A 16,094-nucleotide genomic window follows, 5' to 3' on the forward strand; every position below is an offset into this window, starting at 1 on the left:
CCTTGACCTGCAACCTCTGATTAGGAGAAAATCAGCGTTAAGAAGCTCTTAACAATCCCATTCGGGATTGATTTTTCTTTTTTATTTTTTTGAGGCATTGGCATGAACGGACCTTTCCAGGTTGCGCAGGCGAATACTGCAACTCAAACCCCGGGTAAGCCGCCAGCACGCATCGTCAAAGTTACGAAGCCCTTCGGCGATCAATCAGTGGTCGTGCCGCTGAGCTACGACGGAAGCGTCAAAGCCGATCTCTCATCCATCGCCGGCGAGAACATCACGCTGGTGCACATTGGCGAGAAGCTGATCATCCTGTTCGACAACAAGTCGACGGTCACGCTTGAGCCGTTCTTCGATGCCAATGGCGCGCCGTTGAATGAACTGACGGTTGAGGTTTCGCCGGGCCGGGATCTGACCGGTGCCGAATTCGCCGCGCTCTTTCCCGTCACTGAAGACCGTTCGATCCTGCCGGCGGCGGGCGACGGCAATGGCTCCGGCGCGCAGGCATCGGGCGCCAACTTCACCAGCGTCACCGTTGATCCGCTCGCCGCGGGCAACCCGATCGATCTTCTCGGTCAGGAAGATCTGCCGAGCTTCACCATCAACACGCTGCTTCGGCAGAACGACTTCATCAACGGCATTCCGTCGGCCCGGCTCACCGGTGTTGTCGCGTTGGACGAAGACGAAATTCCAGGCCTCCCCGGTAACCCCGGCGGAGACGGCGACATCAATGCGCCGCACACCTTCAGCGGAACGCTGAATGCCTCGTTCGGTCTTGATGGCCCGGGCAACATTGTGTTCGGCACCGCGACACAGGTGATCAACGGCATCACCTTCACCTTTACCTGGAATGATGCGACCCACACGCTGACCGCCAATGATGGTCACGGCGATGTCTTCAAGGTCGTCGTCGATCCGACGAGCGGTGACTACACCGTCACGCTGGTGGGCCCGCTGCATCACCATACGGACGCGCTGGCAGACAACACCGAGACCAGCGACATCTTCAATCTCCCCTACACGGTGACGGATTCCAACGGCACCACGGCGACATCCACGCTCAGCCTCGAAATCAATGACGACACGCCGGTCGCGCATGACAGCGCACCGACCAACACCTCGACCGGTGAAGCCGAAGGAGAGGAAGGCGGCAACGGCGAGATCCAATTTGCGACCATCGATGATGAAGGTCAGGCGCAGGGAAATACCGGTGGCGACCTCAACGGCAATAAGAACGGCGATACCGACGGCGAAACGACCTCTGTGTCCGGCAAGCTCGACATTGCGCCAGGCGCCGATGGCCTGAAGGCCGTTGCGTTCACTGGCTCTGACGGGCAGCCGCATGTGGCGGTGGTTGGCGCTGATGGCGCGGCACCTCAGGTGATCTTCGTCGATCCGGGCACCGGCATCGGCACACCGGAGACTGTGAAGCTTGTCTGGCAGGCGGACGTCAATGGCGGCGGCAAGCTGATCGGTATCACCGATAATCATTTCACCGTCGAACATCCGGCCTTCACCCTGACGGTCGATGCAGAAGGCAACTACACTTTCGACGTTTCTGCACCGTTCGTGCATCCGTCAACCACCGATGGTTCCGAGGGCACCCAGATCGGTTGGGAAGACAACATTCGGATCGAGTTCAGCTACACCGCAACTGACGGCGACGGCGACAAGTCGTCCGCGACGCTAACATTCAACATCGATGACGACACGCCGACTGTTGTTGTCACGACTGAACGCGGCAGCGAAGGTCAGCAGGAGCATGGGTTGCTCGTGTCGCTCGATGAATCGATCGGCGGCGACCGCGGCGCGAATGGTGCTCCTGACGGGGACCGCGATGTCACAGGTAACACCCTGCCGGACCCGACCGGCCACGATCCGATCGGCAAGGTGTCAACCGCGGCGGGTGAGGGTGAAACCCGCGGCGGCCTGGAATCATTGTTCAATGTTTCCATTCACGCAGGCGCTGACGGCGTTGCGAGCGCAGACGGCGGCAAGGCGATCACCTATTCCTACACATTCAGCCTGACTGGCGGCGGCGAAGGGCAGGGCGCAGGCGTTGAAACCACGCTCAAGGTCACGGGCCATGAAGGTTCGATTTATCTCTTCCAGGAAGACGCCACTCACATCGTCGGCCGCATCGGCGGCCCAGAGGGTGACATCGCCATCCGCATCACATTGGATCATTCGGACAGTCTGTCCGGCGGCCAGCTCGTCGTTGAGCAGTACATGCCGATCGATCATGGCGCTGACGGCAACGACTTCGATTCCACGCAGCTACTGCAATTGAGTGGGGGCGCGAGCCTTGGCGTGACGTTGACGACGACCGTCACTGATGGTGATGGCGACAAGGCAACCGACTCCGCGACAGTGGTGCTCGCCAACAACGACACCAGCAGCATCGGCTTCCAGGACGACGGTCCTGCGGCGCTGGAGATTTCAGTGGCCAACGGTGCAGGCAATGGCCTGTTCTTCGGTGGCTTCACGCCGAACAACGATCAGTGGGGCGCCGGTAGCGGCATCAACACCACTGGCGAGGCGGAGGGATGGCATATTGGTCCCGCAACTCTTAATGGCGCAACCAATGTGCAGCTTGAGCGCGTCGGCGACGGCTACCGTGGCGCTGACAGCCCGACCGACAGCGTCATGGTTGACATGGAGGCGACCCCCGGCAACCTGAAACTGACCCAGGACATTTCCGGTCTCAGCGCCGGAACCCATCACCTGACATTCGAGATCGGCGCGGCGAGTGATGCTGACGCCGGCAGCGCCAAGCTCGAAGTGTTCTGGAATGGCGTCTCCCTCGGCATCTACACGCCGCAGCCGGGCGTGATGCAGACGATTTCGATCGATGTCACCGCGATCAACGGCAACAATCAGTTGACGTTCGAAGAAGTCGGCACAGCCGGTGACAACACCGGTACGTTCCTCGCCAACGTCAAGCTGGGTGGTCTCGTCATCATCGACGAAACCCAGGGCATCGATCCCGGCAGCGATGACGTCGACGCCTCCCAGGTCAGCGCACTGTTTGCGTCGGTCCAGGGTTTGAAGGGCTCCGACCCCGACATGGGCGGGCAGCCGCAATATGCCCATGGCAAGGACCCGGTCATCGTGCTCGGCACGCCGGATTACGGCACCGACGGAGCTGGCTCGGTCAAGGTTGAGCTTGGGGTGTCCGCGCCGACTGGCGTGGATTCCGGTCTCATGACGACCGACGGCAAGGAAATCTATCTGTTCGCTGAAAATGGCCTCGTGGTGGGCCGTTACGATTCGGACGGTGACCATACCGCTGATACGGCGGCCTTTGCATTGCACATCGGCGCCGACGGCACGCTGTCCATCGTGCAGTACGTTTCGCTGCATCATCCCGATACCGGCAGCAATGACGAGGGCATCTACCTGAAGCCCGGCACCGTTCAGGCGGTCGTCACTGTTACCGACGGAGACGGCGACCACGCGACCAGCAGCACAGATATTTCCGGCACTGTCCGCTTTGAGGACGATGGTCCGTCGATCAGCGGCGGCCAGCGTGACTGGACTTTCGATGAAGACCGTCTCGCGAACGGAAATGACGCGTTCGACAATCCGCAGGACGCTGATCGATTCGAGGTTAGCAATAAGGCGCTGGGCGTCCATTGGGGCGCGGATGGCGCGAAGGCGCTGTCCTTCGTGACGACGGGTGAGCATCTCTCAACGGATGCGCATCCAACCATCACTGTAACCAATGATAGCGGTGCGGCTGTTTCGGCCCCTCTGTCATCGGGTGGTGTCGCGCTGACCTATGAGATCACCTCCGATGGCCACGGCGGCGAGATCCTGACTGCGTACAAGGGCACCGATCATTCGCCAACGAACGTGATCTTCACGCTCTCGCTCGATCCGAATGGAGATCCATCGGGCGCATTCTCGTTCGAACTGAAGGGACCGCTCGACCATCCGTTCGGCGACAACAACGATAGCAAGCTCAATCTGAACTTCGGCTTCTCCGCCGCCGATGGCGACGGCGACACTGCATCGTCCTCGATCACGATCCGCGTCACCGACGACGTTCCGGTGGTGGCCTCCGGCGGCCAGCGCGACTGGACCCTGGATGAGGACGTCCTGCCGCATGGCAACGATGCGTCCGACAATCCGGCAGACACCAATGATTACACCGCGATCAACGACAAGCCGCTCGGCATCAGCTGGGGTTCGGACGGCGCCAAGGCGCTGACGCTCGCGGCATCGGATGCTGAGCATCCGACCATCACCATCACCGACAAGAACGGTACTCCAGTCGCGGGAGGCCTGACCTCGGGCGGCGTGGCATTGACCTACGAAATCACGCCCGATGGCCATGGCGGCGAGGTTCTGACCGCGTACAAGGGAAGCGATCACTCGCCATCGAACGTGATCTTCACGCTCTCGCTCGACCCGAATGGCGATCCATCGGGCGCGTTTTCGTTTGAGCTGAAGGGGGCGCTCGACCATCCGACCGGCGATGGCCAGAACACGCTGAATCTGAATTTCGGTATCACCGCCACCGATGGCGACGGCGACACCGCGTCGTCCTCGATTACGATCCGCGTTACCGACGACGTCCCGGTGGTGGCCTCCAACGGCACCGAGTACATCACCAACGGTGATTTCCACGATGGAAATTGGAGCACGCCGGCCTGGTGGGGATCCTCCGCAACTGACGTGCCCGGCTGGTCGATCTCAGGTGATCCGAGCCTGCCGCCGACGAACGGCATCCAGTTCGAACGCCCGGTGGATGGTTATCTTGGGCTGCACTCGTCCACCGGCGGCGACATGATCGACATGGGCGGCTCGCCCGGCAACTACGATCTGACCCAGCAGATCGGTGCGAACGGTTCGCCTCATCTCGTCGCGGGCCAGCAATACGTGCTCGAACTCGAGGTCGGTGCACCGTTCCCGTCCACCGCAAAGATGGAAGTGTGGTGGAACAACACGCTCATCGGCGTCATCGACACCAACGTGTCGAGCGGCCAGATGGAGAAGTTTGCGTTCATCGTCACCGGCAGCGGCAATCCGGCCACCGACCAGTTGACCTTCAAGGAAGTCGGCGAGGGCACTGCGCCGATCGACGGCACCTTCAATGGCCAGCCTCTGCAGGGCGAGGGCTACCACGGCACCTACATTGCGAATGTGAAGATGTTCGCGCTGAACGGCGTCGTCGATGAAGATGCGCTGAATAACTCTCAGGCCCACGGCATCGGCGATTCACAGCCCGGCGACGGGCCGGATGGCACCGCCGTTGGTGGCAACGTCACCGTCGGCGGCACGCTCGGCGTCAAGTGGGGCTCCGATGAGAGCGATGTGAATGACGTCAACGGCATTCAGGACGGTGCCAACAGCGCGCTGACCGGCCGCAGCCTCACCTTCACCGATGCGAATGTCTCCGTTCTCGGTGTCAATTCACTGACCTCCAACGGCGAGGCGGTTCACTTCGCGCTCACCGACAACAACACCAAACTGGTTGGATACGTCGACAACGGCGACGGCCATTACGGCAATGGCGACCGGCTTGTGTTGGACGTGACGCTGTCGGACGACGATTCCGGCTCGTTCAAGTTCACGCTGCACGACAACCTCGATCATGCACCGGGCGCATCCGAGAACGATATCGCGCTGCAGTTCAATTTCACGGCGACGGATTCCGACGGCGACAGTGCCAAGGGCACCTTCGCTGTCGGCGTCGACGATGATCTGCCGATCCTCGTCAATGGCGGCGCGGTGTCGGTCTCGGTTAACGAGAACGACATTCTGACTCAGTGGTCGGTCGGCACCGATGCGAACATTTTCGACGCAGGCCCGGCCAAGGTCACCGGAACGCTCGCTGGCGCTGTTAAATTCGGTGCTGATGGGCCGGGTCACGGAGGTTTCGCATTCGCCGACAAGGCGACGGTCCTCGCCTACATGGAAAGCCTGCACCTGTACTCCAAGCAGACCGCGCTTCCGGAGAATGGCAAGGAGCTGACCTATACCCTGGTCGGCAACGTCCTCACCGCCAACGAGCCCGGACCGCAAGGCAACCCGGTCTTCACGCTGACGCTGAATCCGGACGGTTCATTCGAATTCCGTCTCTACGACGAACTCGTCCATGTGGCGGGCGGTGATACGAACACGGACCTGCGGTCCGGCGATACAGGTTCGATCTCCGGCATCGACTTCGGCCACATCATTGTCGCCACGGATGGCGATGGCGATTCCGTCACGCTCGACGGCGGTTTCCAGATCAAGATCGTTGATGACGTTCCGGAGGTTTCGATCTCGCGCACGTTCCTCGGCGTCGTGCAGCATGACGAAACCCCTGGCGTTCAATTCCTCGAGGACACCAACGACGCAGCGGTCAAGGCCATCTTCACTGGCGCAGGTGGCGTCGTAAATCCGGGCGATGATCCTCATGTGAGCGGATCGGGCGCTATCGGTTATGCGCACAGCCTGCTTCCGCTGGTGAATACGGCGGTGAGGGTCGGCGCCGATGCGCCGGCGGCGTCGCAGACCCTGTCACTTCAGTTGATCGATGGATCCACCGGTAAGCCGGCCACTGATGGCTTTGAGCGCGATTCCGGTCTGACCACCACGGATCACCACAAGATCATTCTCTCCAAGGAAGGTGACCTGATCGTCGGCCGGGTGGATGCCGATGGTAACGGCCACGTCGATCAGACTGACGTTGCCGCGTTTGCGATCCATATCGATCAGGACGGCGGCGTCAGCATCGTACAGTATCTGTCGCTGTCTCATCCCGATACCTCGTCCAGTGACGAGAATGTGGACCTCAACGGCTTGATTGCTGCGCAGGTCAGCGTCACCGATTCCGACGGCGATACCGCAACGGATTACGTCAACATCGGCGACAAGATCCGTTTCGGCGATGATGGTCCGACGGCAGTCAACGACAGTCAGAAGAGTGTTACAGAGGGCGGATCTGCGATCAGCGGAAACGTCATGGCCAACGACACTGAAGGCTCCGATGGCGCCACGGTGACGAAGGTTCATGTCGACGGACACGACTATTCCGTTCCGCAGAATGGTTCGGCAACGACCGTGACCACGTCGCTCGGTGTTTACACGTTCGACAACCATGGCAACTGGACGTTTACAGCGAACAGCAATCTGAACAATGCCAACGGCGTCGATGCTTCGTTCACCTATACGTTGACCGATGGTGACGGCGATACCGACAGCGCGAAGCAGACGATCAACGTCAAGGATGGCGCGAAACCGACCGTCAGCAGCGATATCACCATTGCGCTGGATGAAGAGGCGCTTGGCAATGCGAACGCCACAGGGACGAATCCGTCCAGCACCGCCGAGCAGGACAGCAGTCATTCGCTGAACTTCACGTCGGGCTCCGACAACATCCAGTCGATCGCATTCGCCGCCGGGACCAACGGCATCACGACGAACGTCGATGGCATCAGCGGTAAGGACATCGTCTGGACGCGCGTCGATGATACGCATCTGATTGGCAAGATCGGCGGCATCGATGCCATCAGCGTCGAGCTTACTGTCACGGGTGGTCTGCCCGACCCTGCGGGCGGAAATACCAGTGCTGTATCAATCAAGGCTACGCTGCTGGATAACTTCCCGCACCCGAACGGTCACGACGAAAACACCATCACGATCAGTGGAATTAAGGTCGTTGCCACCGATACGGATGGCGACACCGCCACCGGCAATATCACCGTCACCGTCAAGGACGACGTACCGCAGGTTACCGCGCTTGCCGATAAGATCACGGTTGACGAGGCCAATCTGCCGAGCGACCGGAATCCCACCAATCCACCGCATACAGGTGTTGGCATTGCCCAATCTGGCGGTGGTTCGCTTCACATCAATTGGGGCGCGGACAACGGCGAGGCCAAGTATTTGACGTTCGCCAAGGACGAGCATGGCAACGTCATCGGGCCTGACTTGGAATCGGGCGGCGTCAAGCTGCTTTACGAAATTCAGTCTACGTCCGACTATGAGCAGCTTGTCGCGTATAAGGAAGGCGATACGAGCCACACGCCGGTGTTCCTGGTCACGCTCTACGAGAGCGGCGAGGGCACCTATATTTATACCCAGTTCCAAAGCATCGATCACAGCGGATCGGCCGCCGACACCCGTGAGTTCAACTTTACTATCGTTGCTCACGATGCCGATGGCGACACTGTTCAACAGACGCTGACGATCGATGTGAAGGATGACATTCCAACCGCAGGCAACACGTCGCTTGCGGTCGATGAGGATAATCTTTCAACCGGGAATGCCGACGTTCAGGACGGCGATAATCTCGCCAATCCGTCTCCAGTCGCCATCGATGGTCATCTTTCGTTCACGGCCGGCGCTGACGGCCTGAAGTCGCTGACGTTCGAAACCATGACGGGCGCGGTCCAAACGACCGGCGGCGCCGCCATCACGATGGGCCACGTTGCTCTGAGCTATGTCTGGATCGGCAACACGCTGTGGGCCACGACGGATGCCGGACATCCGAGCGATGCGAATTCGGCGTTCAAGGTCACCATCACCGATGCGTCGACCGGTGCCTATACGTTCACGCTGCTGCATGCCGTCGATCATCCGCTGACGGACGATTCCGCCGCTGCGCCGGACAAGATGTCGTTCGAAGACAATCTCGACATCAATCTGACGTTCACCGTCACCGACGGGGACAACGACTCCAAGAGCACAGGCACGCTGTCGATCAACATCGACGACGACAGCCCGGTCATTGGATCGCCGGAAGACAAGCTGACGAGCGAAGTGGGCCTCACTCAGACGACGCCTGCGACCGCCCATGGTTCGCTGGACATCCACTTCGGCGCGGATGGTCCGGGCACGCCCGGCGCTCCGGCCAACCATGGCACGCCGCATACTATTGATTTCAATGACGCGGTGAACGGGCCGCTACCGGGCAACCAGTACACCCACGATGGCTTTACCTTCCATACCGACCAAGGCATCGCAAACGTAGTCGATAATCTCGGTGTTCAGCACGGGATCCAGCTATATGGCAGTGCGATTACGATCGAAAATGGCGGCCAGCCATTTACGATTACCCAGATGGATCTGGGCATCTACGGTACGAGCAACAAGGTGGAGGCGGACAACCTGCGCCTGACCGGCGTCGATGCGAATACCCATGAGACAATTGTTGTGATCTTCAACGTCGGCGCGTTGATCAACCTTGGCGATCCAGCAGCCACATTCCACGCGGCGGGTACTGCTTTTGATAACGTTTCGCTGTCGTCGCTCAAGATCGAGCCTATAAACGGCTGGTCGGAGAACAATACACTTAATTTAAACGGCTCCGTCGTCGTCGATAACGTCGTTCTCAACACCGGCAGCGCGCCGCTGACTCATGGCGCGGTGTCCTTCACCGATCTTGATACGGCGGTCCACAACGTCACGATCGAGAACAGCAACCACCAACACGTTGATCCGGCGACGCTGACCTCGCATGGCCAGGAAGTCCATTACGCGCTGCTCGATTCCATGACGCTGGTAGGCTACACGGGCGACTCGGCTCCGACCGCGATCGACGGCGCGAATGTCGTGTTCTCGGTGAAGCTGTCGCAGGATAGCAATAACCCGAACGGTGCCTATGACTTCACGCTGCGGCAGCCGCTCGACGATTTGCCGTCCGGCGAAGTTTCGGATCTGAACGTCACTTTCGGCTTCACAGCCAAGGATGGCGACGGCGACGCGGTCAACGGCCACTTCACTGTCGATGTGAAGGACGATGTGCCGCACGCGATGTCTGAGACGCAAACCGTCGCGGAAGGTGCATCGATCGAAGGCAAGCTGGCATTCGATGGTGGTGCCGACGGCGCAACTGTCACGCATATCGGCGGCGTGCAACTCACCTTCGATCCGGCTGACCACGGCTACTCGCAGTCGATCCATATCGACGGCGGTTCCATCAAGGTGAAGGCCGATGGATCGTACGTCTTCACAGCGGACGAGGCGGTGCACAATACCGACGGTGCCGCGGTGGATGCGCATACGACGTACACCGTGACCGATAGTGACGGCGACCCGTCGACGGCGGATATCCATATTGGCGTGACCGACGCCAACAAGCCGACCGCTGGTGAATCTGCCGCGACCGTAGACGATGACGGTCTGAGCGGCAGCAATCCGGTCCAGGCCCAGGGTGACGGTGATATCGACGCGAACCACAACGATGCAACCGATGACCACAACGAAGCCGTCTTTACCGGAACGCTTGCCGGCACCATGGGCAAGGATGGCGCTGGTGCGTTCAGCTTCACGGACGGCGACGGAAACATTGGCGGCGAGAAAGTCGTGTACACTTGGTCGAGCGACACGCACACGCTGATCGCGACGGTGACTGAAAGCCCCTACCAGAGCCGTCTCAACACCGTCTTGTTCACGGTGAAGATAACCGATCCGGCCACGGGCGACTACCAGGTCACGCTGAACGAAAACGTGCTGCACACGGCGGGCGACAACGCCGAAGGCGGCGACGCCGGGATCCAGTTGCCGTACACCGTCACGGACAGTGATGGTTCGACGGCCGATGGTCACCTCACGATCACGTTCAACGATGACGCGCCGACGGTTGTGGCGGATGTTAATACCGTACAGTCAGGCGATGCGGTGCACGGCAATGTCATCACCGATGCCGTGGGCCACGACGCTGTCGGTGCCGATGGTCTTGGCTCGATCGTATGGAGCGGTGCCTCCAGCGAGGGCGTTCTGACCGGCAACCACGGTGTCCTGAAGGTCGGAAGCGACGGATCCTACACGTATGAGGCATTCGCCAATAATCCGGGGCAGGATTCCTTCTCCTACACCATCACCGATCGCGATGGGGATACGTCGCAGACGACGCTCACCATCACCGTGTCTGACGGCAGTCCGCATCTCGTGGCGACGACCGCCGAGGTGGACGAAGCGGCGCTTGACACCACGAAGGATATTCGTCCGGGTGATGCGCCCGACGATATCCAGGCCTCGACCCACACCGGATCAAATCCAACCAGTGATGCTGAAACAGTCAGCGGCAGCCTGACGCTGGGCGACGCGGACACACCGCATGTGACCAGCATCACGGGATCGGGAGCGGCGCAGAATGTCGGCGGCGGTTCGATCACGGTGGACGGCGCGTACGGTGTCCTGCAGATCGATGCCGATGGGCACTACACTTACACGCTGACCTCGAACGACCCGCATCACAGCAGCCAAGGGACGGGCACCGACCAGCAGAAGGATCTGTTCAGCTATACGGTGACGGACAGCCACGGCAACACCTCGACCTCGACGATCACGATCGACATCAAGGATGACGTGCCGCATGCGACCGCGGGCGATCCGCTGAGCTTCGCGGAAACGGCCGGTCCTCAGAATGGCACGTTGGACTTCGTGGCTGGTGCGGACGGCGCGACCGTGACGCACGTCAAGCTGCCGGGATCCAGCGAGTTCGTAGACATCTCGACCTGGGCCTCGGATGGCCATGGCGGCTACACCAAGGACGTGACCGGTGTTGGCGCTTATACCTTCCATGGCGACGGTTCGTGGACATTCGATCCGGAGAACAATTCGTCGACAGGAAATATCGACGGCTCGTTCACCTATCGCGTCACTGATGGCGATGGCGATATCTCGGAGGCGACGCAGACCGTCACGGTCACCAACGCGAACTCGCTGCCGACCGCCGGAACGGCGACGGCCAGTGTCGACGACGATGGCCTGCCGCACGGCAACCCGGGCGACGCAAGCAATGGCGACGTCACCCTTCCGTCTCCGGAAAATGTCGCGCATGGCCTGCTGCCGCACAACTACAAGGCGGATGGCCCGGCGGATTCCGATCCGATCGGCTTCGCGCCGATGGAAGGTCAGCACGGGACGGTGGGCACCGAGAGTGTGACCTATCACTGGGATGCCGACAGCCACACGCTCACTGCAACGTCCGAAGACCGCGGTGATATCTTCAAGATCGTGGTGGATGAGAGCGCCGGTCAGGGAGAAGACAACTACGAACTGACCTTGCTTCAGCCGGTCTTGCATGACGACGGTGGTGGCGAGAATGACGCCACCGTGCAGCTGACGTATCAGGTCAAAGACTCGTCGGACGACACGACCGAGGGCACCCTGACGGTGACGTTCAACGACGACACTCCGGTGGCGCATGACCAAACGGCCAGCGTCACGGAGGGCAGCACGCCGACGCTGAATGCCATCCTGGTTATCGATCTGTCGGCGAGCATGGACGACAATTCCGGCGTTCAGGGGCTGACGCGCCTCGAATTGATGCAGCAGGCTGTCACGAACTATCTGCACAGCTCGGGCGTGCACTTCAATGAGATCGTGATCTACACCTTCAACAACGGCGCTCACTATGAGGGCACGTTCACCAACGTGCAGGACGCGATCAACGAGGTGAACAGCTACGACTCCGGCGATCTCGTCGCTGCGACCAAATACGACACGACGGCTCAGCAGGTGGCCACTCACTTCCAAGACAATGTTCACCTGACGGAAGCGGATCAGACCCATTTGCTGTTCCTCAGCGACGGTGATCCGACCGGGGGTTCTGCGGTCGACACGCAAACGGAGAAGAGCAACTGGCAAAACTTCCTCAATGATGCCGGTGTCGACAAGGTCTACGCAGTCGGCTTCGGTGGCATCGACGACACCAGCTTCCTGAATCCGATGGCGCCTCGATCGGGCGACCAGGCGATTGCGGTCGAAGACCCTGATCAGCTCGCGGCGACCCTGGAAGGATCTTTGCCGAGCGAAATCTCCGGCAATATTCTGTCCGGACAGGACAGCACCGTCGGCACCATCGACGACATCTCGTTCGGCGCTGACGGTGGGCATATCCACTCGATCAAGGTCGGCGACGTCACCTACACCTATGATCCGGAGACCGGCAACATCAGCGCCAGCGACGGACACAGTGTAGCGCAGCATACGCCGGAACTGACGGCGACCACGTCGCTCGGCGGCACGCTTGAGTTCAACTTCCACACCGGTGCGTGGGAATACAGCGCCCCGCCCAATGGCGTGACCGAGACGACGGACGAGAAGTTCACCTACCAGATCGTCGACGGTGACGGCGACTCGGCGAGCGCTACGCTGACGGTCACGGTGGTCGACGTTCCGAACCAGCCGCCGGTGCTGCACCTGAATGAGCCTGGCACAAGCGGGAATGTCTCCGATAATTTCTCGTCGTCGAAATATAATGGCGGATCGGGCTGGAGCGGTTCCTGGGCTGAAAGTGATGACGGAGGCGGCAGCAACGGCGGTGTGTCGAGCGGTGACATACGCATTACCGGCAACAGCGGGAACGAACGTCTCCGCTTTGGTGACAATGACGATGACAACAACAGCGGCGGTGCGGCGTCGATTTCTCGTGATGTCGATCTCACGGGTGCAACATCTGCCAAACTCACCTTTAGCGTTGTGCAGGACGGTGCTGACAGTGGAGAGGATCTCATCATCGAGGCCTGGAACGGCGCAACGTGGCAGGAAATCGGCCGGGTGCTCGGAAGCGCCAGCAACGGCACGACCAACTTCGACATCGATCTGACTGCAGCGCAGATCGGGCCCGACTCCTCCGTCCGCTTCCGGATGGAAACAGGTCTTGAAGAGGATGAATTCTACTACATCGACAACGTGAACATCGCGTACACGAAGGTTACGACGTCCGTGGATCACGTTGGAAGTTTCACCGAAAACGGCGACGCGATTTCGATCGCGCCGGCAGGGCCGACGATCACCGACACCGACGACAGCACGATGCAGTCGGCAAAGATCGTGCTGACCGACGCCAAGGCCGGTGACGTTCTCGCGGTCGGCGGCCTGCCTACAGGTATCCACTACAGCATCGATACCTCGGTGGCGGGGCAGATCACAGTGAACCTGTCGGGCCACGCATCGCTCGCCGACTATCAGTCGGCGATCAAGGCGGTGACCTATCAGAACACGTCGGACAATCCGGGATCGGATGACCGCGCGATTCATGTGACAGTGACGGACGATCACGGCAACGCATCCAACGTTGCGACGACGACCGTTCATGTAACGCCGACGAACGATGCGCCGACGACGAACGATGTGTCGGTATCCGCTAGTGAGGGGGCAAGCTCGGTTGCAATCTCCCTGACCGGAGGCGACGTCGATGGTACGGTCAACTCGTTCAAGATCTCCGGGTTGCCGAGCGGCGTGACCCTTTACAGCGACGCGGCACTCCAGCATGCGATCGGAAACGGCGATACGATCTCGGCCTCGAACAACTCGGCAACGGTTTACTTCAAACCTGCGTCGTCGGACGATACGGCCGGAACATCGTTCAAGTATGCCGCCGTCGATAACAACGGAACGCAGGACGGATCGCCCGCGACGGCGACTGTCAGCATCACGCCGGTCAACGACGCGCCGTCCGGCACCGACAACGAAATCGTGCTGTCCCCAGGCGGCAGCAAAACGTTCTCGGCCGCCGATTTCGGCTTCTCGGACACGCACGATAGTCCAGCGAATGAACTGAAGTCGGTGATCATCACGACCGTCCCGAGCGATGGAACGCTAAAGTTGAATGGCATTACCGTGGTTGCCGGCCAGGAGATTGCAGCTGACAAGATCTCGGGTCTCAAGTTTACGGCGGGCTTCGGCGACATCGGTGACAACTATGCCTCCTTCACCTTCCAGGTGAAAGACAACGGAGGCACCAACAACGGCGGTGTCGACACTGATCCGACACCGAACACCATTACGTTCGATGTCAACACGGCGCCGGTCATCTGGGCTCCCGCAGCTTTCAACTTTGGGCCAGCTTCGACGAATAACGCGGACATGGTCACAAAGTTGAACCTGCTCAAGTTCGCGGATGCCGGATCTGACACTGCAGCTATGACAGTGACGTTGCAGACGAACGACGGCAGCGCCCGGTTCCTGGCAACAGGCAATTCGGATGTCACGGTGGGTGGCAACAACACGACGTCGATGACGCTGACCGGTACCCTTGCGGCGATCAATGCCTTCATCGCCGACAATCACCTTACCTACGATCTGAACAACGATTCATCCGATAAAATCACTGTCACGATTACGGACAATCACGGCGCGAGCGATACCGCAACGATCAATGTCAACGACAACTATATCGGCGGTGGGACCGGTCAGAACCTTCCGTTGGCCGACACCTTCAACATCCATCAAACGCTGATTGATTTGGGTAGCGGCAGCGACAACATCACGACCGGCTGGAACCATCTCGCGACTGATCCGACGACTTACCGCGGCGGAGAGAATGGCAGTACCACCGACACGATACGCGTCGTTTTCACCGGCGATCAGTTGAATGAGATCCTCAACAACGCGACCCAGCGGGACAACTTGCGGAGCTTCCTCACCGATCCAGATCATCATGATCTCGATCTGAGCGGTTCGTCATGGCACGCCAAGGCGGATCAGTTTGAGAGCGCCAACCTCGGTCTCGCAGCGCCGGATCCGACGGAAGGACAGAATAACTATCTCGATCTTGCCACCTGGAAAGCACTTCCGACTGCCGTTGGCAGCGGAACGACCGGTGCGGACCTCATGGTCGGCACGGCGGCTGGACAGACGCTTGAGGGCCTCGGTGGCAATGACGTGCTGGCCGCCTACCACGGTGGCTCCAACACTCTGAACGGCGGTTCGGGCAACGATCTGCTGCTTGGGGGAGATGGCAACGACATCCTCAACGGCGGTCAAGGGAATGACATCCTTTCCGGCGGCAAGGGGGCAGATACCTTCAAGGCCGATCTCGGCGCGCAAGGCACCGGTCATCAGGATACGATCGTCGACTACAACTTCAGCGAGGGTGACAAGCTCGATCTGTCGTCCTTACTGGATGCCGCTTTCGACCCTGGCGATAACATCAATTCCTTCGTCAAGGTGTCGGTGTCAGGTGATGATCTGCTTGTCCGGGTGAATACATCAGGCAACGGCAATTTCACCGATGCGCAGAATACGTTCTTGCTTGCCGGTGCTCACACGAGTGGTGGCGGCGATCCGATCAAGATCTACTTCGATGGTCACGATCACGTGGTGACCGGCTAAGCCGCAAGACAACAACATCAAAAGCCCGCCGGATCATT

At 60.0% G+C, this 16,094-nt stretch carries 1 protein-coding gene; it reads left to right on the forward strand.

Going from position 1 to position 16,094, the window contains the following annotated elements:
• The first annotated feature begins 102 nt into the window (after positions 1–102).
• Positions 103–16,056: a DUF5801 repeats-in-toxin domain-containing protein gene (locus ACP0KA_RS17865; protein WP_424630070.1), complete on the forward strand. Its 15,954-nt coding sequence runs from the start codon at positions 103–105 to the stop codon at positions 16,054–16,056.
• The last annotated feature ends 38 nt before the right edge of the window (positions 16,057–16,094 follow it).

The organism is Bradyrhizobium sp. SYSU BS000235, assembly GCF_049747295.1.
Taxonomy (GTDB): domain Bacteria; phylum Pseudomonadota; class Alphaproteobacteria; order Rhizobiales; family Xanthobacteraceae; genus Afipia.

What these genes read in the sequence shown, in the direction of transcription:
- ACP0KA_RS17865 (WP_424630070.1), top strand. Translation starts at nt 103, where the DNA reads ATGAACGGACCTTTCCAGGTTGCGCAGGCGAATACTGCAACTCAAACC.